Source organism: Pseudomonas sp. LS-2 (genome assembly GCF_003605735.1).
GTDB lineage: Bacteria > Pseudomonadota > Gammaproteobacteria > Pseudomonadales > Pseudomonadaceae > Aquipseudomonas.
Map to the genome: position 1 here is coordinate 1 of NZ_QXTJ01000031.1, position 18,827 is coordinate 18,827.

At 61.0% G+C, this 18,827-nt stretch carries 14 protein-coding genes; 8 read left to right on the plus strand and 6 right to left on the minus strand.

Features of this window, described 5'->3' with window-relative positions; translation table 11 throughout:
• On the plus strand, positions 1 to 4,234 hold a 4,234-nt coding region (locus D3M70_RS17340; protein WP_120126949.1), incomplete at its 5' end, for an Ig-like domain-containing protein.
• Positions 4,235 to 5,305: 1,071 nt separating this feature from the next.
• On the opposite strand, the gene D3M70_RS17360 is transcribed toward D3M70_RS17340, so the two are convergent.
• Positions 5,306 to 5,716 (minus strand): YbaN family protein, encoded by a 411-nt coding sequence (locus D3M70_RS17360; protein WP_120126953.1) that lies wholly within the window; start codon positions 5,714 to 5,716, stop codon positions 5,306 to 5,308.
• A gap of 10 nt (positions 5,717 to 5,726) precedes the next feature.
• Positions 5,727 to 6,314, minus strand: a complete 588-nt coding sequence (locus D3M70_RS17365; RefSeq protein WP_120126954.1) for a YecA family protein — start codon at positions 6,312 to 6,314, stop codon at positions 5,727 to 5,729.
• A gap of 210 nt (positions 6,315 to 6,524) precedes the next feature.
• Here D3M70_RS17365 and recQ point away from each other — a divergent pair, with 210 nt between their 5' ends.
• The 5 genes from recQ to D3M70_RS17390 all read left to right on the plus strand — a co-directional run.
• The gene (gene recQ, locus D3M70_RS17370) at positions 6,525 to 8,651 is read left to right on the plus strand and encodes a DNA helicase RecQ (RefSeq protein ID WP_120126955.1); all 2,127 of its coding nucleotides are present in this window, start codon (positions 6,525 to 6,527) and stop codon (positions 8,649 to 8,651) included.
• A 153-nt stretch (positions 8,652 to 8,804) separates the two neighbouring features.
• Entirely contained in the window at positions 8,805 to 9,239 is a 435-nt protein-coding gene (locus D3M70_RS17375; protein WP_120126956.1) for a MarR family transcriptional regulator, read from the plus strand.
• A 230-nt stretch (positions 9,240 to 9,469) separates the two neighbouring features.
• Complete coding sequence (locus tag D3M70_RS17380; protein WP_256659896.1) at positions 9,470 to 11,644, plus strand: FimV/HubP family polar landmark protein; 2,175 nt, start codon at positions 9,470 to 9,472, stop codon at positions 11,642 to 11,644.
• A 3-nt stretch (positions 11,645 to 11,647) separates the two neighbouring features.
• Positions 11,648 to 11,956: a SelT/SelW/SelH family protein gene (locus D3M70_RS17385; RefSeq protein ID WP_120126958.1), complete on the plus strand. Its 309-nt coding sequence runs from the start codon at positions 11,648 to 11,650 to the stop codon at positions 11,954 to 11,956.
• A gap of 217 nt (positions 11,957 to 12,173) precedes the next feature.
• On the plus strand, positions 12,174 to 12,966 hold a 793-nt coding region (locus tag D3M70_RS17390), incomplete at its 3' end, for a UDP-2,3-diacylglucosamine diphosphatase (RefSeq protein ID WP_133306492.1).
• Between the two features lie 97 nt (positions 12,967 to 13,063).
• Here the strand turns inward: D3M70_RS17390 and D3M70_RS17395 are convergent.
• Both D3M70_RS17395 and D3M70_RS17400 read right to left on the minus strand, forming a co-directional pair.
• Positions 13,064 to 13,663, minus strand: a complete 600-nt coding sequence (locus tag D3M70_RS17395; protein ID WP_120126960.1) for an HD domain-containing protein — start codon at positions 13,661 to 13,663, stop codon at positions 13,064 to 13,066.
• Positions 13,664 to 13,799: 136 nt separating this feature from the next.
• Positions 13,800 to 14,111, minus strand: a complete 312-nt coding sequence (locus tag D3M70_RS17400) for a DUF962 domain-containing protein (RefSeq protein ID WP_120126961.1) — start codon at positions 14,109 to 14,111, stop codon at positions 13,800 to 13,802.
• A 136-nt stretch (positions 14,112 to 14,247) separates the two neighbouring features.
• Between D3M70_RS17400 and D3M70_RS17405 the strand changes: the two genes are divergently transcribed.
• Positions 14,248 to 15,255, plus strand: coding sequence for an AraC family transcriptional regulator (locus D3M70_RS17405; RefSeq protein WP_120126962.1), 1,008 nt, complete (start codon positions 14,248 to 14,250; stop codon positions 15,253 to 15,255).
• A 4-nt stretch (positions 15,256 to 15,259) separates the two neighbouring features.
• Here D3M70_RS17405 and D3M70_RS17410 read toward each other — a convergent pair whose 3' ends face one another.
• Positions 15,260 to 16,714: a TrkH family potassium uptake protein gene (locus D3M70_RS17410; RefSeq protein ID WP_120126963.1), complete on the minus strand. Its 1,455-nt coding sequence runs from the start codon at positions 16,712 to 16,714 to the stop codon at positions 15,260 to 15,262.
• A 174-nt stretch (positions 16,715 to 16,888) separates the two neighbouring features.
• On the opposite strand from D3M70_RS17410, the gene D3M70_RS17415 reads away from it, so the two are divergent.
• Complete coding sequence (locus D3M70_RS17415) at positions 16,889 to 17,449, plus strand: NAD(P)H nitroreductase (RefSeq protein ID WP_120126964.1); 561 nt, start codon at positions 16,889 to 16,891, stop codon at positions 17,447 to 17,449.
• On the opposite strand, the gene D3M70_RS17420 is transcribed toward D3M70_RS17415, so the two are convergent.
• A complete protein-coding gene (locus D3M70_RS17420) occupies positions 17,430 to 18,770 on the minus strand; it encodes a HAMP domain-containing sensor histidine kinase (RefSeq protein ID WP_120126965.1) in 1,341 nt (446 codons plus the stop codon). The two genes, D3M70_RS17415 and D3M70_RS17420, sit on opposite strands and share 20 nt — an antisense overlap.
• Between the last annotated feature and the right edge of the window lie 57 nt (positions 18,771 to 18,827).

An 18,827-nucleotide genomic window follows, 5' to 3' on the forward strand; every position in this document is an offset into this window, starting at 1 on the left:
CGTCATCGAAAACGGCGTGCTGATGACCTCGCCGCAATCGACCACCTTGCCCTCGGGCAGCACCTTCACCGTGCTCAATTACAACCCGGTCACCGGAGAGGTGACCTACACCTACACGCTCAACGGCGCCGAAACCCACAACCAGGGCGATGGCACGATCAATAACGAGCAGATCGCCGTGCATGCGGTGGACACCGATGGCGATGTCGCCGATGGCAACATCAACGTGCATGTCACCGATGACGTGCCTCTGGCCAACCCCGATATCGGCTATGTCAAAGAGGGCGGCGAAACCAGCGGCAACCTGCTCGGCAACGACCAGGCGGGCGCCGATGGGTCGGGCGCGGGCGGGCTGATCGTCGGCGTGCGCGCCGGCAGCGATGCAACCACCCCTGTATTCGGCGGTGTCGGCACGGTGATTCAAGGCCTGTATGGCAGCCTGATCGTCGATGCTAGCGGCAACGCTTCTTACGTGGCTAACCCAAACTCGGGCGGCACGGGCGATGCACAGGACGTGTTCACCTACACCATTCGCGATGCCGACGGTGATACCAGCACGACCACTGTCACCGTCAACGTCTTCCACAACGATGGCGTGACAATCGGCGGGGACGACTGCACGGTCGACGAAGCCAACCTGCCGGGCGGTTCCCATCCGAACCACGACGCCCTGACCCAGACCGGCACCATCAACATCGGTGCGCCGGACGGTCTCAAAACCCTCACCGTGGGCGGTATCAACGTCATCGAGAACGGGTCGCAAAGCACCTCGTCACAAACCACCACCTTGCCGTCGGGCAGCACGCTGACCATCATCAATTACAATCCCGCGACCGGTGTCGTCACGTACACCTACACGCTCAATACGCCGGAAACCCACAATCAGGGCAACGGCACTTCGCTCAACGATCAGATATCCGTGCATGCCGTGGACAACGACGGCGATGCCGCCGATGGCAGCGTCGTGGTCAAGGTTCTCGACGACACGCCTCAGGCGCACTGCGATATCGGCAATGTTGCGGCGGGCGGGGATGTCAGCGGCAACCTGTTGCTCAACGACTCTGCGGGTGCCGATGGCGCCGGCCCTAACGGGCTGATTGTCGGGGTACGTGCGGGCGGTGACACCGCGGCACCTGCCAGTGGCGGATTGAACACCGTCATCGCCGGGCTGTTCGGCACGTTGATCGTCGATGCTCAGGGCAATGCGACCTATCACAGTAACCCGGCGCTGGTCGGACCGAACGGCGAGCAGGACGTGTTTACCTACACCATCCGCGATGCCGACGGCGATACCAGCACCACCACGGTCACCGTCAACGTGGCACCACCGTGCCCGCCGGTTGCCTGCAACGATCACGACGTCACCGTTCAGGAAAGCGCGCTCGATACCCACAAGGACGGCCAGGACCTGGCGCCGGGCAAAGTCACCGGCAGCAACCCGGGCTCGACCGCCGAAACCGGCACTGGCACCGTGGCCGACTCAGCCCATGGCGGCTATGGTGCGCTGACATTCAGCCTCGAAGGCGCACACAACGGTACGGCCCAGGGGCAATACGGTGTGCTGCACCTGAACGCGGACGGCAGCTACACCTACACGTTGACCACGCCGCCGCACAGTCAGCCAGCGGCCAACGACGGGCCGAACATCACCCACGAAACGTTCAACTACACCGTCACCGATTCGCTGGGGCATTCCTCCAGCGCGCAGATCGTGGTCAGCATCGTCGACGACCAGCCCAAAGCGGCTTGCATCGACAAGACCGTGACCAGCGAAGGGGTCGACACCAACCTGATGCTGATCGTCGACAACTCGGCGAGCATGAACGAGCCGTCAGGCGTCAACGGCCTGACCCGACTGGGTCTGGAGAAGCAGGCGATCATCGAGCTGCTGAACAAGTACGACGCCCTCGGCGACGTGAAAGTCCAGTTGGTGACGTTCAACAGCCAGGCCAATATCGGCAGTAACGAATGGGTGGATGTCGCCACCGCCAAAGCCATGGTCAACGCGCTGACCGCTGGCAATGGCACCAACTACGACGCTGCTCTGGCCGCCGCACAGCAGGCGTTCGTCGAGAAGGGTTCAATTGCCGGTGCGCAGAACCTGGCTTACTTCTTCTCGGACGGCAATCCGACCACATCGCCGCAGCATTCCGATCCGGGCCATGTGCCCAATCCGGCACGGGGCGATGGTATCGATGCAACCGAAGAGCACGCGTGGACCACGTTCCTCGACAGCCATCACATCAACGCCATCGCCATTGGCGTCGGCACCGACGTCAGCAGTACCTACCTGAACCCGGTCGCCTACAACGGCGCCACCGGCACCAACACCGGCGCGTTGATCGTGACCGATCTCGGCCAGTTGAACGTAGTGCTCAGTGGCACGGTGCAGGGTGGGGTGCATGGCAGTCTGCTGGAAGGCGGCACCTTCGGCGCGGATCAGGGCTTCATCAAGTCGGTGACGGTCGATGGCACCACATACACCTTCGATCCGAGGGCGTTCAGTCATCAGGGCAATGTCACCACCAGTGGCGGCGAGAATCACGCCAGCTTCAATGGTCAGAGCAACACGCTCACCGTCACCGGCGAGCACGGCACGCTGGTCCTCAACATGGGCACCGGTGAATACAGCTACACCCCGACCATCGGCGTGAGCCAGCCGGTCACTGAAAATATTCACTATGTGCTGAGCGATTACGACGGCGATCTGGCTTCGGCCAATCTCAGCGTTCACGTCGTACCGCCGCCCGTTTACGAAGCGCCGACAGCCGTCGCCGATAACGTCATCACCAACCTGAGTGGATCGAGCGTCGCGATTCCCGGCGCGGCACTGGCTGCCAATGACGTCTGGGGCAATGGCGGTTCACTGACCGCATCGCCGACCACGTTCAACACCGGCTGGACCGCGAAGGGCGCCGACTTCACGGCGGGTTCGCTGAAAACCATTCAGTTCTCCGGCGCGCAGAACAAGGACAGCAATCACCTGAAGAACCTGGACCGCAGCGATTTCTTCAACAACACGGCCACCACGGCCCTGTTGGTGATCAGCGGCTATCTGGGCGCGGTCAACGCGGCGCCGTCCAACGCGCAGGATCTGTACAGCGTGCACCTGAAGGCGGGGGAAACCGTCACCGTCGATCACAACCTGACCAACGATGTGTTGGGCATGGCCTGGAAATTCGAAGACGGCGCCTATCACGGTCTTTCCGATGGCGACACGTTCACCGCGACCGAGGACGGCACCTATCGCCTGATCGTGGTCAATCAGGCCGATCCGGGCGTAAAAGGGCATTACGAACTCAACCTTTCCATCGATTACGCGGCGGTCAACACGACGCCCGATGTCCACAGCAGCTACACCGTGACCGACCCTCATGGCGGCAGCAGTTCGGCAGCGGTCAACATCGCGCATCAGGACGGGCATACGGTATTGGGCACGACCGGTGATGACGTACTGGTGGGCGCCGCCGACAGCCACCTGCATGGCGGAGACGGCAACGACGTGCTGGTCGCAGGGCCTGGCAACAACGAGCTGTTCGGTGACAACGGCGACGACATGCTTTTCAGCGGGCCGGGTAACGACCTGCTCGACGGCGGCGCGGGCAACAACACCGCGAACTACTCGCTGGCCACGGCGGGCGTCACCGTCAGCACTGCCGAGCTCGGACCGCAGCACACCGGCGGGGCAGGGACGGATACGCTGGTCAATATCCAGAACCTGATCGGCTCGAACTACGACGATCATCTGACGGGCGATCAGGGGAACAACGTTCTCAACGGCGGGCTGGGCAATGACGTTCTGAATGGCGGTGCGGGTGACGACATTCTGATCGGTGGGCCAGGCAACAACACGCTGACCGGCGGGCCGGGGCATGACACCTTTCAATGGCAGGCGGGCAATACCGGGCATGACACGATCACCGATTTCAACTTCGGTCTCGACAAGCTCGATCTGTCGCAGTTGTTGCAGGGCGAACATGCGGACGCCAATTCGCTGGAGAACTTCCTGCACTTCAGTGTCAGCGGGAACGGCGCATCATTGGTGTCGACCATTGATGTGAGCAGCGTGGCGGGAGGCGCGACCACTCAGACCATCGATCTGGCAGGCGTCAACCTTGCCCAGCATTACGGCGTCTCGCCTGGAGCGGGCGGTGTGGTGGCGGGCGGGCCTGATACGGCGTCGATCATCAACGGGATGCTTGGGGATCATTCGCTGAAGGTTGATACGGTTTGAGAGCGAGGCTTGCGGTGTGCCTGGAACACCGCACCAGTTTTGGTCCGCGGAGCGGTGCTTTGAGCTCGGTGCTTTGAGCGCGGCGCGGGAATTGGGTGAATATCCATTATCGGTGGTGGCGCGAAAATTGGTTCCGCCCTTACGGCGGGTCACTTTTTTCAAGAGCCAAAAAAGTAACCAAAAAGGCCCTGCTCCTGGTTTGGCCCTCGTCCCTCGGGTGCCCTCACTCCGGCGACGCTCCGTGGGCCCGCCGCCAACCGCCATCCATGGCGGGGGGCGGCTCTCGCGGCATCCATGCCGCTCGGCCCACTCCACGTCACCTGCGTTCAGCCTGCACCCAAGTCGCGATTGGTGTCGTCTGTGAGAGCCGCGCACTGTCTCGATTCTGCCCGAAGGGCGTGGGAGTTGGCTTGCCGACGATCTGCCGGGGACCGGCAGCCAATCCAGTGAATGCACCTTGTCTGACACGGCCAAGGGGTTAGGTTTTACTACTGCTTCGCAGCAGATCGTCGGCAAGCCAACTCCCACGCCCTCCGGGCAGAACCAGGTATGCAGATATCACCGACGACTCCCATTGCGACTTTGGGAGGTCGAACGCAGGCGTTGCGTAAGGGGCTTCGCGGCATGGATGCCGCGTTCGCTACCGTCGGCAAGCCGGACTGCTACAGGTTCGATGTTCGCAGTCGCGCTCCGCAGCCATCGCCGTAGCCGTTGATCTTGATCTTGATCTTTATGCGCAACAGCCCAGACACCACAAGTCGCGACTTGGGTGCAGGCTGAACGGAGGCGGCGTGGAGTGGGCCGAGCGGCATGGATGCCGCGAGAGCCGCCCCCCGCCATGGATGGCGGATGGCGGCGGGCCCACGGAGCGTCGCCGAAGTGAGGGAACGGCGACGAAGGAGCCGCCAAACCAGGAGCAAGGACCCTTGGTTACTTGGGGTTATCAAGTAACTCGCCGGAGGCGAAACAGCTCTGGCGTTAGCCAGAACCGAAAATCAGCGCCACCAAAAATAACGGATAAGCCCCCAACACTTAGCGCCAACCCAAAAAGCGCAAGCGCAAAACCTTGAGTCACCGCCGCAACGTCTTCTGCCGCAAAATATAAACCGCCACCAACACCGCACTCACCAGCAAGAGTACCCGCGCCCAGACCATCGGCACCAGCCAGCAGGAAAACCCGATGCTGACCCACATCAGCCCAATCGCGTACACCTTGCCCTTCAGCGGAATGCCATCGCCATCCAGATAACCACGGATCCACGGACCGAGCCGAGGATGATCGACCAGCCAGTGATAAAACCGGGGAGAACTGCGAGCGAAACAGGCAGCGGCCAGTAGAAGGAAGGGCGTGGTCGGCAAGACCGGGAGAAAGATCCCGATCACACCCAACACCACGCTCAGCCAGCCAATGCCTTGAAGCAGATAGCGCACGAACCGATTGCGACTCGTGCGTGGTGACTCATCTGAATTGCCATGCGCCATAGGCGCAGACTCAGTGGTGACGGGGTTTGAGGATGGCCGGTTTTTCATCCGGCGCATGCAGCAACAGATACAGCGCGGTCAGCGCCTCGGGGATCTGCACGATCATGTCGTCCATCAGATTGGCGTCGGCCGCGATGTCGGCGAACTCAGGCTGCTCGTCGAACAGACCCGAACCGACCATGATCGGCAACAGCATCTCGCTGACTTCTTCTTCGTCGTTCTCGAACCACGCCGATTCGCGCAGGAACACGCCTTCCATGAAGCCGATGCACCAACCACGCAATTCGGAGTCGTCCGGGTCATCGCCCAGATCCAGATCGCACGGCAGTTCGAATTCTTCATCCGAGGCCAGCTGACGGGCGATGTGCTCCTTGAGCTTGATCAGGGTCGATTCGATTTCCTCGTGCTGCGCCTGGTCGGCGTAGTGCGGGGGCTCGGCGAACAACGCGTCGATCCATTCGCGATCAGGCACGGTTTCGGCACAGATCGACAGCGCGGTCAGGTAGCCGTGGGCGGCTACATAGTCCAGCGCTTCGTCATGCAGCTCATCGGCATCGAGGAAGGCTTGCAGGCGGTGTAATTGCTCAGCGAAGGACATGAAGGACTACCTTGGAAATAAACGATGCTGAATTCTAGGCCCTGAGCGCCATAGATGCCAGCGACGAGGCCCTTGGAGTCAGGATTGCGCTAAATTTCGACCGTTGGTGTAAGCGCTGTCCTATCCCCCGGAGTGGTCCGGTATACTGCCGCGCTTTGCGATTTGCACAGCGATTGTTCACCCGCTGCAGTAGCACCATCCGGGGTATCTATGCTCGACCAGGCTCAACGCGTACTTAAAGACATCTTCGGCTACGATAGTTTTCGTGGCTTTCAGGGTGCCATTATCGAGCGCGTGGCCAATGGTGGTGATGCTCTGGTGCTGATGCCCACCGGCGGCGGCAAGTCCCTGTGTTTTCAGGTCCCTGGCCTGTTGCGCGACGGTTTGGCAGTAGTGGTATCGCCGCTGATTGCCTTGATGGACGATCAGGTCGCGACCCTCGAAGAACTCGGTGTTTCCGCGGCGGCGCTCAACTCCACGCTCAGCGCCGAACAGCAGCGCGATCTCGCCAACCGCATTCGTCTGGGCGAAGTGAAGATGCTGTATCTGGCGCCGGAACGCCTGGTTCAGCCGCGCATGCTGGCCTTTCTGCAAAATCTGAACATCGCCCTGTTCGCCATCGACGAAGCCCACTGCGTTTCACAGTGGGGGCATGATTTCCGCCCGGAATACCTGCAACTGGGCCAATTGGCCGAGCTGTTCCCGGACGTGCCGCGCATTGCCCTGACTGCCACCGCCGACAAGCGCACCCGGGAAGAAATCGTCACCCGTCTGCACCTGCAGAACGCCGAGCGTTTCCTGTCGAGCTTCGACCGGCCCAACATCTTTTATCGCATCGTGCCCAAGGAACAGCCGCGCAAACAGTTGCTGGCGTTCCTTTCCGAGCGGCGCAGCGATGCCGGTATCGTCTATTGCCTGTCGCGCAAGAAAGTCGAAGAAACCGCCGCGTTCCTGAGCGACAACGGCTACCCGGCTCTGCCATATCACGCCGGTCTGCCCATCGAGACCCGTTCCGAGAATCAGCGTCGCTTCCTCAATGAGGAAGGCCTGATCATGGTCGCCACCATCGCGTTCGGCATGGGCATTGATAAGCCCAACGTGCGTTTCGTTGCGCACATGGACCTGCCCAAATCGCTGGAAGCTTATTATCAGGAGACCGGTCGGGCAGGGCGTGATGGTCTGCCGGCTGACGCCTGGATGGCCTATGGTCTGCAAGACGTCGTGATGCTCAAGCAGATGTTGCAGAACTCCGAGGGCGACGAGCGCCACAAGCGCGTGGAGCAACACAAGCTCGATGCCATGCTGTCGCTGTGCGAAGAAACCCGCTGCCGTCGTCAGGCATTGCTGGCCTATTTCGACGAGGACATGCCCAACCCCTGCGGCCATTGCGACAACTGCGTCGATGGCGTGCAGACCTGGGACGCCACCGAGCCTGCGCGTCAGGCCCTGTCGGCGATCTATCGCACCGGCCAGCGTTACGGCGTTGGTCATCTGGTAGACGTGTTGCTGGGCAAGGAAAACGACAAGGTTCAGAGCTTTGGTCATCAGAAACTGGCGGTCTTCGGCGTCGGAAAAGCCCGCAGCGAAGGCGAGTGGCGCTCATTGTTCCGACAGTTGGTGGCGCGCGGCCTTGCCGATATCGATCTGGAAGGTTACGGCGGCCTGCGTCTGAGCGACACCTGCAGGCCATTGTTGCGTGGCGAAGTCACGTTGCAGCTGCGTCGCGACCTGAAGCCGCAGACCACGGCGAAAGCCTCGGGCAGCCCGGCCAGTCAACTGGTGCGGGGCGAGGAGCGCGAACAGTGGGAAGCCCTGCGCGCACTGCGTCGCAAACTGGCCGAAGAGCACGGCGTGCCGCCTTACGTCATCTTCCCCGACTCGACCCTTCTGGAGATGCTGCGCAGTCAGCCGGGCACGATGGCCGAGATGGGCCGGGTCAGTGGTGTCGGTGCACGCAAGCTGGAGCGTTATGGCGAAGCCTTCCTCGAAGTGCTCGGCGGCACCGCGCCAGCGCCTCGGGTCGTCACCGATCTGCGTCACGAACTCATCAGCCTGGCGCGCGCCGGCATGACCCCGATGCAGATCGCCGGTCAATTGCAATGCTCGGAAAAGAACGTCTACACCCTGCTCGCCGAGGCCATTGGCAAACAGCAGTTGTCGCTGGAGCAGGCGCTGGATCTGCCCGAAGACCTGTTGACCGAGATCCAGGACGCATTCCTCGACGGCGAAGGGGAGTTGCCCCCAGTGGCCGCCATCGCCGGGATGTTCACCGGTCGCGTGCCTGAAGGTGTGCTGTATTGCGTACGTGCGGCGTTGCAGTCCGAATTCGAGGTTTGACCAGGCTGCACCTCTTTTCCCACGCCAAACCCGCCGCTCTCCGGACTGCCCGCCGTTCTGCGACGAAACACCACGCCTGCCCACTTGCCTCACCACAGGCTCCATGGTTAGCTGCCTATTAATTAGGAATAGCCTTTAACCACCGAGTTACCTATGCCGTTAACAGAAGAACACCGCTTTGGCATGCAGCTGGCCAATCTCTCCCGGGGCTGGCGTGCCGAGCTTGACCGTCGCCTGGCCGATCTTGGGTTGTCCCAGGCCCGCTGGCTGGTCCTGTTGCATCTGGCGCGTTTCAAAGAACCCCCGACCCAGCGTGAACTGGCGCAGAGCGTCGGCGTTGAAGGGCCGACGCTGGCCCGTCTGCTCGACAGCCTGGAAAATCAGGGGCTGGTCCGTCGTCAAGCCGTGATCGAAGACCGTCGAGCGAAAAAGATCGTGCTGTGCGACACCGCGCAACCCTTGATCGAGAAGATCGAAACCATCGCCACCGCATTGCGTCATGAGCTGTTCGTCGGGATCGATGAAGAGGATCTGCGTGTCTGCATGCGTGTTCACTCAACGATTCTGGCCAATCTGGAGAAATCTTGAGGTCATGGCTCTGAGCCAGCCACAAATACGTTGAACGTGTCGAAACATCCTGTTCTATTTGCACCCATACTGATTTTGGCCGGACACGATGTCCGCACAACGAAATTTGCAGGGAAGCCTGCCTCATAAGGGTTCGCATGCTGAAGAGTTTTCAGGCCGGTAGTCGGCGCGGAAGTCACGCACAATTTCGCGTTCAGTCGGGTCTTCGCACAGGGTTGCTGGCGGCAGCGATGGCTTCGGCGTCCTTGCTGCACAGCTCTATGGCTGCCGCATTGGGGCTGGGCGACATCACCCTGCATTCGGCCATGGGCCAGCCGTTCAACGCCGACATCGATCTGATCGAAGTTGGCGGCCTGACTGCCGAAGAAGTGGTCGTCGCGCTCGCGCCGCCGGAAGCCTTCGTCAAGGCCGGCGTGGAGCGGGTGTTCTTCCTTAACGACCTGCGTTTCACGCCTGTGATGCGTGGCAATCGCTCTGTGGTCCACGTCGAATCGCATAAGCCGGTCACCGAACCCTATCTGGATTTCGTGGTGCGTCTGGTCCGGCCAAGTGGCGACCAGTTGCGCGAATACACCGTGCTGCTTGATCCCCCGAATTCTCCGGCTGGCCTCGCCGCGACGCGCAGCCGTACTCAATCGCCCGCCGCACCGGTCAAGAGCGATGAATCGCGGCTGCCGGTGGCACCTCCAAAGGCCGTGCAGGGCAAACACTACACCGTGTTGGCTGGCGATACCCTGGCAGGCATTGCCCGCCGCGTTCAGGCGCCAGGCAGCAAAACGTCGAGCAGCGAGCTGACCCAGGGCATTCAGGCGCTTAACCCGCAAGCGTTTCCCAATGGCGATCGCAGCCAGCTGAAGGTGGGGCAAAGTCTGTTGCTCCCGGACAGCGCAATTGAACCCAGAGCCACAACGCCTTCCACCGCAGCCGCATCTGGGGCAGCATCCGGACCCGCCGCAAGCATTGGAGCCAACCCTCCGGCGGCACCTGTCCCGGCCGAGCAACTCGCCGCGACCGTCATGGAAAACCAGCAGTTGGCCAAGGCGGTGGAGGATCTCAAGGGTCAGGTCCAGCAGGTCTCCGAGGAAGAGGCGGCCAAGGACAAGCAGATCATCGAACTGCAAACGCAACTGGCGGAAATGAAAGCCCTGGCGACCAGACCTGCGCCCGCGCGCGCGCCCGCGACGCCGGTAACCTCACCGGTCCAGGCCCCGGCGCCGGTCGTCACCGCGCCTGCACCGGCGCCTGCACCAGTCGTGGAAGACGACGAGTTGCCATGGACGACCCTTCTGGCTGCCTTGCTGGTGTTGGTCCTTCTGCTGGCGCTCGCCTGGTCGGTACGACGCAACCGGATCAAGAACCAGTTGGCCCTGCAGCCCGAGCCTGTCGAGCCCATCATCAAGCCGGCGCAGTCCACCGTGACGCCGGTATTCGAAGTGCCCGCAGTGACCCCGCAGCCGGTTGCCCCCTCAACGTCGGGGACGCCCGTAACAGGTCAACGCCTCGCCGGCGCTGCTACCGACGCACTCGATGGTGCCAGTATCTACATCGCTTACGGCCGTTTTGCCGAGGCGCTCGCCATCCTGCGCGACGCACTCGACAAGCAACCGCAGCGCACCGATGTGCGTATCCGGGTGCTTGAACTACTCGGTGAACAGGGCGATATCGCAGGATTCGATGCCGAAGAAAAAGTGTTGCTCGATCAGGGCGTCGAAGCACACAAGCTTGAAGAAATCCGCAGTCGTTACCCCAAGTTGAAGATCGAGCCCGAGCCAGCGCCGACGCCTGCATCCATCGCGCCGGTCGTTGTGGCAGGCGCTGCCACCGTTGCGGCAGCTGCGACGACCCGGAACACCGACCCCGGCGAGCTGGACGAAAACGCCGCCGCGTCGTTGAATCCGGAACCGGTCGACGATTTCCAGCTCAATCTGGACGACCTGTCCATGGACGCCGACTGGGATCTGGTGGACCCGTTCGAAACCACACCCGCTCCGCGCAAAGCTGCGCCGGACACTGGACCTGTGCTGGATCCGGCGTTTGCGTCGAACCTCACGGAGTTGCCCGAAGTCTTCGAAATGCCCGAGGAACAGTTCCTCAGCGATTTCGCCGAAGACGAACCGGCGCCGGAAATGGACGTGCAGTTTGAGCCGCAGCCCGTCCCGGCGTCGGTTGCCCAGATCGACAGCGATCTGCTGGACGATGCCTTCCTCGACAGCTTCATGACCGACGACACCGAATTCGATCTGATGGACCTGGATGAAGCGCCGCTGAGCAAGATCAACGAAGCGCAGGTGTTGATCGACGAGGGCGACATCGATGCGGCGCGCCGCTTGTTGCAGCAAGTCATCGACGAATCCGATGACGGCCCTCAGCAAACCGCGCGGGACCTGTTGGCAGGGTTGGGTTGAAGCATGACGGCCAAGGCAGAAATCACGATCACGTATTGCACCCAATGCCAGTGGCTGTTGCGTGCAGCGTGGCTGGCTCAGGAGTTGCTCAGCACCTTTGGCGACGACCTGGGCAAAGTTTCACTGGTGCCGGGAACTGGCGGCGTGTTCCGGATCACCTGCGACGACGTGCAGATCTGGGAGCGCAAGGCCGACGGTGGCTTCCCCGAAGCCAAGGTCCTGAAGCAGCGGGTGCGTGACCGGATAGACCCTGAGCGTCACCTGGGACATAACGACCGCAGCGGCGCCATTCCTCCGCAAACCGAGGGCTGATCGACACCTTCGATGAGGTCGTTGCTCACAATGACGGGACTTCGCTGCAACCGGTGGATGTCCTGTTGACCTGATCTGGAGAAGCCGTTCTGCTACGGGATGTCGTTTATTATCTCGGCCCATTGATCATGGGTTCTGTCATCAAACCTCAACACAGCCGTCATGTTGACTTCACTGACCCGGTCCACCCTTGTGGAAACCAAAGTGGAGGTCATCCATGAGCATTGCCGAGAACGTGAAACCCAGTCGTAAGCAACGTGTCCGGACCTTATGGATCTCTGATGTACATCTGGGCACCCGGGATTGTCAGGCTGAACACCTGTCGGGTTTTCTCAAGCAGTATCACGCCGACAAGGTTTATCTGGTCGGCGATATCATCGACGGATGGAAACTGCGCGGCGGCATGTACTGGCCTCAGGCGCACACCAACGTCATCCGCCGTCTGCTGACCATGAGCAAGCGCGGCACTGAAGTCATTTACGTCACCGGCAACCACGACGAGTTCCTGCGGCGCTATTCGAAGCTGATTCTGGGCAATATCCAGTTGGTGGACGAAGCCGAGCATGTCACCGCCGATGGTCGACGCTTGCTGGTGATTCACGGCGATCAGTTCGACGTCATCACTCGTTATCACCGCTGGCTGGCTTTTCTCGGCGACTCTGCCTACGAGTTCACCCTGACCCTCAACCGCTGGCTCAACCACTGGCGCGCCAAATACGGCTATGGCTACTGGTCGCTTTCGGCGTACCTGAAGCACAAGGTCAAGACCGCGGTGAACTTCATCAGCGACTTCGAGGAGGCCATCGCGCATGAGTGCGTAAAGCGTGGCCTGGACGGCGTTGTGTGCGGGCACATTCACCACGCCGAAATTCGTCAGGTGGGGGGCGTGGAATACCTCAACTGCGGCGACTGGGTAGAGTCCTGCACCGCGCTGATCGAGCATTGGGACGGCACCATCGAGCTGTTCCGCCTGGCCGATGCACATGTAAAGGCCAAGAGCGTCGAGACGCNCGCGCTTGCCCGCGATTGGGATGTGCCAGTCACCCCTCTTTGAACAGACACAACGGCATCGCGGGCAAGCGCGCTCCTACACCGGATACCACGGCACTAGACCACCGCTGAATTCTTCTCCATTGCCGCCTTGTACAACGAATGCCTGGGCTGCGCGAAGACCCGTTCCAGCATCGGCTCGAAGAAGCTCAACGGCAGGCTTTCATACGCTGGATCGAACGCCGCCGCGTCGTATTTTGCACAGAACTCAATGGTCTGGCTGTATTGCGGATGGTCAGCGAATTCCTCGCGCAGATGCCGATCCATCCCCAGATGATGGAAGAAGTAATACCCCTGAAAGATCCCGTGCTTCTCCACCATCCACAGGTTTTCGGCGCTCACGAACGGCTTGAGCATCGCCGCGGCGATGTCCGGGTGGTTGTAGGTGGCCAGCGTGTCGCCGATGTCGTGAATCAGAGCGCAGACCACGTATTCCTCGTCTCGGCCGTCGCGATAGGCCCGCGTGGCGGTTTGCAGCGAGTGGGTCAGACGGTCGACGGGAAACCCGCCGAAATCGCCGTCCAGCAGACGCAGGTGGGTGAGAATGCGGCTGGGCAACTGACGCGCGTAGGCGCTGAAGTCTCTGGCGATGATTGCCCAGTCTTCCTGTGTGCCATCCTTCATGTGAGTAAAGCGGGCTTGGTCAAACTGGCTCATCGGCGGCTTTGGCTCTTTTTGTAGTAGACGCCATAAGTGTAGGCACGAGGGGTAACAGCGTGGTGACCTGACGGGACGGGTTAATGGCTCTGCACACCCTTGAGAGGGCGTTATAAGTCTTGGTGATAGGTAGGTATCAGAACGGCACCTTGCCTCTGAGCATGTCTCTATACATGACGAAATCCCCGAGCAGGCTGTAGAAAGGATGCTTGAACGTCGCGGGACGATTCTTCTCGAAAAAGAAGTGTCCCACCCACGCAAACGTGTAGCCGGCCAGCGGCAACACCCACAGCAGCAGCCAGTTGGCGGTAAACAGCGCGCTCGCCAGTATGAGGATTACCAGCGTAGTACCGATGAAATGCAGACGGCGGCACGTACTGTCCCGATGCTCCTGCAGGTAATACGGATAGAAATCGGCGAAACGCTCAAAGGTTTTTACGTTATCCACAGCGTTTTTCTCAGGTGCGTGTCATTCGAAACAGTTTAGTCGAGCGCTCCCGGCAACCAGTGACAATGGGTGCCAACGTAGTATCCTTCGGCTATCAGTCGCAGGGGGCGACCGATTCTGAAAAGAAGACGTGAGCATGGAAAAAACGACTTCTTCAAGTTGGGCGATGGGGATCGTCAAGTCCCTGGAAATGGACGGTCTGGATTGCAAGGCGTTATTCAAGGAGCTGGGGTTGGTCTATGCCGACCTGGAAAATCCCGATGCCCGCTTTCCGCAGGACTCCATGACCCGACTCTGGCAACGCGCAGTGGAGCTGTCGGGCAATCCGGCAATCGGGCTGAACATGGCCAGGGTCGTGCGCCCGGCGTCCTTCAGCGTTGCCGGTTACGCCTTGATGTCCAGCCGGACCCTGAAAGAGGGCTTTGAGCGTCTGGTTCGCTATCAGCGAATCATCGCCGACAGCGCTGACCTGAGCTTTCGCCTGCTCCCTGAAGGCTATGCGCTGATTCTGACCGTGCATGGCGATCTTTTACCGCCCACCCGACAAAGCGCCGAGGCCTCGCTGGCCTTCGCTCTGGCTTTTTGCGGCTGGCTCACCGGCCGTCCGCTGCATCCGCGTCAGGTGCTGATTCAGGGCGATCAGCCCAGGAACGTCGAGCCTTACAAGAAATTCTTCCATGCACCGCTGACCTTCAACGCGCCATACGATGCGCTGGTATTCGAGCGCGCCGACATGGAAGCGCCATTACCCACCGCCGATGAGGCCATGGCCAGGCTGCACGACCGGTTTGCCGGTGAGTTTCTGGCGCGCTTTGCGAGTAATCGGGTGACCCATCAGGCGCGACAGGTGCTTTGCCGCCTGCTGCCACAGGGCGAGCCCAAGCGCGAAGCCGTGGCCCAGAGCCTGCACCTGTCGCAGCGTACGCTGCAGCGGCGTTTGCAGGAGGAAGGCACCAGCTTTCAGACCCTGCTGGACGACACCCGTCGTGAACTCGCGGAGCAATACCTGGCCCAGCCGCAGATGACCTTGCTGGAAATCGCCTATTTGCTGGGGTTTGCCGACCCGAGTAACTTTTTCCGGGCGTTTCGCCGCTGGTTCGACGAAACACCGGGGGAGTATCGGGTGCGCAAAGCGATTGAATGAGTGGTCAATGCCGCCAGAAAGCAGGAATGCACAGCACCAGTACGGTGATGATTTCCAGTCGGCCCAGCAACATCCCCACCGATAGAATCCATTTCGCCGCATCCGGCAGCGTCGAGAAGTTGCCCGCCGGGCCAATGGTTTCACCCAGCCCTGGGCCGACACCCGACACCGTACTCGCGGCGCCGGTCAGCGCGGTCATCCAGTCCAGACCCAGCAATGACAGCAGCAGCGCGATCAGGCAGATGGTGATGGAGAAGAAGAACGAGAAGGTCAGAATCGAGCGCACGATCTCGTCGTCCAGTCGGTGTCCGTTGTACTTCCGCCTGACCACCGCCCGCGGGTGAATCAACTGGTGCAGGTTGGCCTTGAGCAGAATGTAGGCGACCTGAAACCGGAACACCTTCACCCCACCGGCCGTTGAGCCGGAGCAGCCGCCGATGAAGCCCAGGTAGAAGAAAAACATCAGCGCGAAGTTGCCCCAAAGGCTGTAGTCGCCCAAGGCGAAACCGGTGGTAGTCAAGACGGACGTCACGTTCAGCGCCACATGCCTGAGCGCGTCGTACCACGGCAGGTCGGTGGTGGCCCAGTACCAGAGCGTCATGACCAGCCATGTCGCCAGCAGCAACCCGATGAAACCCTGCACCTGTTCGTCCTTTATCAACGCCTTGCGATGACCGCGCAAGGTGGCGACGTACAGGGTGAACGGCAGGCTGCCGAGGATCATCACCACGATCGCCACCCAGTGAACGGCCGGCTGCGACCACTTGGCGAGGGACTGATCGGAAGTGGAAAAACCACCGGTGGAGATCGCCGACATCGCATGGTTGATCGCATCGAACAGGCTCATGCCCGCCCACCAGAACGCCAGGCTGCCGAGCACCGTGATGCCGACGTAAACCAGCACGATGGATTTGGCCACCATGTGCGAACGCGGCATGACCTTTTCCGAGCGATCCGAAGATTCGGTCTGGAACAGGCGCATGCCGCCGATTCGCAGCAGCGGCAGGATCGCCACCGCCATACCGATGAAGCCGATACCTCCGAGCCAGTGCAGCAGCGAGCGCCAGATGAGAATCCCCGGCGACATTTTGTCCAGCCCGCTGAGTACCGTGGAGCCGGTGGCGGTGATGCCGGACATGCTTTCAAAAAAGGAGTCGGTGTAACTGATGTGCTGAGTCAGCAAAAAGGGCAGGGCGGCGAAAACGCACACCACGACCCAACTGCTGACGGTCAGCAGGTACATGTCTCGCGGGCGCAGATGAACGTGTTCCGGACGCCCCTGGCCCACCAGCGCAAGCCCTGCGATGAAGGTGATCAGACTCGACCACAGGAACGACGGCATGTCGCGAGTGCGGTCGAAGATCACCAGCGTCGCCATGGGCACGACCATGGCAATGGCCAGCGTGATGAGGAAGATGCCGATAATGAAGCCAATGATGCGGAGTGTCGGCAACGCCATGCAGTCGCTCTGATCAGGTAGTGGAAAGGCGCACATTCTACTCGTGGGTAGTACCAAGTAAACCGAGGGCGTTTCCGAGTGTCTTGTAAGTAATTGCTGCTGTCATTCGTTATTGAAGTTCAAGAAGGGGTTTGCAGCACTACAATGCCTCATCATTTTTCAGGAGACGATTCAATGGAAGCGCTCGACGTACTGCTCAATCGTGTATCCGTGCCCCGACTGATCGAGCCGGCCCCGGACGCCGCCCAGCGCGAAGTGCTGTTCAGCGCCGCCTTGCGTGCCCCCGATCATGGCGGTCTGCGGCCTTATCGCTTTCTGACCGTGGAAGGTGATGCGCGCAACCGCATGGGGGATCTGCTGGCGCAGGCGCTGGTCGAAAGCGACGGTGGCTCCGATGAGAAAGCAGTGGAGAAAGCGCGTTCCGGTCCGCTGCGCGCACCGTTGGTGGTCGTGGTCATTGCAAAATTGCAGGACCACTACAAAGTGCCGAAGGCAGAACAGGTCATCACCGCAGGCTGTGCGGCCCATGGCGTGCTGCTGGCAGCTTATGCGCTGGGCGTTGGCGCGGTATGGCGTACCGGCGAATTGGCTTACTCGGCGCATGTTGCCAAAGGTTTGGGCCTGACAGCAGATGAGGAGGTCGTCGCGTTCCTTTACCTTGGAACCCCGCTCAACCCCGCCCGTGAGGCTGCGAAGCCGGATGTCGCGGAGTTCGTCAGCGAGTGGCAGGGCTGATATCCAGCGGCACCACGATGCTGGCGATGAACCCGCCTTGCGGATGATTCTCCAGCACCAGACTCCCGCCGTGTTTTTCCGCCGCACGCTTGGCAATTGCCAGGCCCAGACCGTAACCCGGTGCGGTCTGGTTCGGCGCCCGATAAAAGGGTTCGCCCAGCTGCGCCAGATGCTCCGCACTGACCCCCGGCCCATGGTCGCGGACGCTGATGAACAGGGTGTCATCCTCGTTCCTCGCGCTCAGTTCGATAGGTCGGCCTGCCGGGTTGAAGCCCACGGCATTGCGCAGCAGGTTATCCAGTGCGCGCTCCAGCACGTTCGGCCAGCCTTGCAGATGAACGCTAGCTTGCGTCTCGACGTTGACCGTCTGTTCGTCGCTGCCCATTTCGGTTTCGGCTTTGAGGTGATGCAGCAATCCCGGTAAATCGACCGGGCTGGCGTCCCCCATGTCGGCATCCAGTCTCGCCAGTGCCAGAATTTCACTGATCAACTCTTCCAGACGATCACATTCGCGGGTCAGTCGCGGCCAGAGCTTGTCCCGTTCGGCCGGTTCTGCCCGTTCCGCCAGTGCCAGCGCGATACGCAGTCGCGCCAAAGGTGAGCGCAATTCGTGGGAAACGTCGCGCAGCAGCTGGCGCTGGCTGCCGATCAGGCTTTGCAGGCGCGCGCCCATCCGGTTGAAGTCATTGGCCAGCACACCGAATTCGTCGCGGCGGTTGGCCAGTTGCGCGAGGCTGTTCTGTTGATAAGTGGTCTGCCCAAGGTCATGCACGGCGCCGCGCAGTCGGCTCAACGGACGGGTGATCGACAGGGTGACGAAAAGGCTGAACAAGGTCAGCACCACCAGCGCGATCCCCAACGCACTGAGCGGCCAAAGCAGGCTTTCGCGGTGCCAGGCGTCCAGCTCCGGATGGGGAATGCGGTAGATCAACAAGTAAGTTTCGCCGGTTTTGGGGCTGGTGTATTCGGTGGTCAGGCGACGCCATGGCAGAGGGCGCTCGTCATCTTTTTGCTGTCGGGCTTCGAACGCCGCGGCGCGAGGCGGGAATGTGCCGGGAATCACCGCTTCGCCGCTGTCGTTCAACACTTGAACGTCAATGTGGTACTTGCGCTTGAGGTCTTGCAGATATTCCTGCGACGGTCCTTCGCCTTGCTCGTCGTAGAGTTGCGTCCACTTTTCGGGCAGTTTGTGCAGGCCGGGATGGCGGCTCAGAATCCAGGCATCCTGATTGAGCATGTGCCCCAGCAGGATCGACAGACCCGCCACCAATGCGATGGCGAGCCAGAAACTCGCCAGGATTCGCCAGAACAATGAACGCACGTGAATCCCTCGATCAGGCCCCGGAACGGTAAAAACCCGACACGCCGGGGAAAGCGT

Excerpts from the sequence above, each read along its gene's own strand:
- D3M70_RS17405 (WP_120126962.1), top strand. The coding sequence starts at position 14,248 with ATGGAAAAAACGACTTCTTCAAGTTGGGCGATGGGGATCGTCAAGTCC.
- recQ (WP_120126955.1), top strand. The coding sequence starts at position 6,525 with ATGCTCGACCAGGCTCAACGCGTACTTAAAGACATCTTCGGCTACGAT.
- D3M70_RS17395 (WP_120126960.1), bottom strand. The coding sequence starts at position 13,663 with ATGAGCCAGTTTGACCAAGCCCGCTTTACTCACATGAAGGATGGCACA.
- D3M70_RS17375 (WP_120126956.1), top strand. The coding sequence starts at position 8,805 with ATGCCGTTAACAGAAGAACACCGCTTTGGCATGCAGCTGGCCAATCTC.
- D3M70_RS17385 (WP_120126958.1), top strand. The coding sequence starts at position 11,648 with ATGACGGCCAAGGCAGAAATCACGATCACGTATTGCACCCAATGCCAG.
- D3M70_RS17410 (WP_120126963.1), bottom strand. The coding sequence starts at position 16,714 with ATGGCGTTGCCGACACTCCGCATCATTGGCTTCATTATCGGCATCTTC.
- D3M70_RS17415 (WP_120126964.1), top strand. The coding sequence starts at position 16,889 with ATGGAAGCGCTCGACGTACTGCTCAATCGTGTATCCGTGCCCCGACTG.
- D3M70_RS17365 (WP_120126954.1), bottom strand. The coding sequence starts at position 6,314 with ATGTCCTTCGCTGAGCAATTACACCGCCTGCAAGCCTTCCTCGATGCC.
- D3M70_RS17380 (WP_256659896.1), top strand. The coding sequence starts at position 9,470 with ATGGCTTCGGCGTCCTTGCTGCACAGCTCTATGGCTGCCGCATTGGGG.
- D3M70_RS17360 (WP_120126953.1), bottom strand. The coding sequence starts at position 5,716 with ATGGCGCATGGCAATTCAGATGAGTCACCACGCACGAGTCGCAATCGG.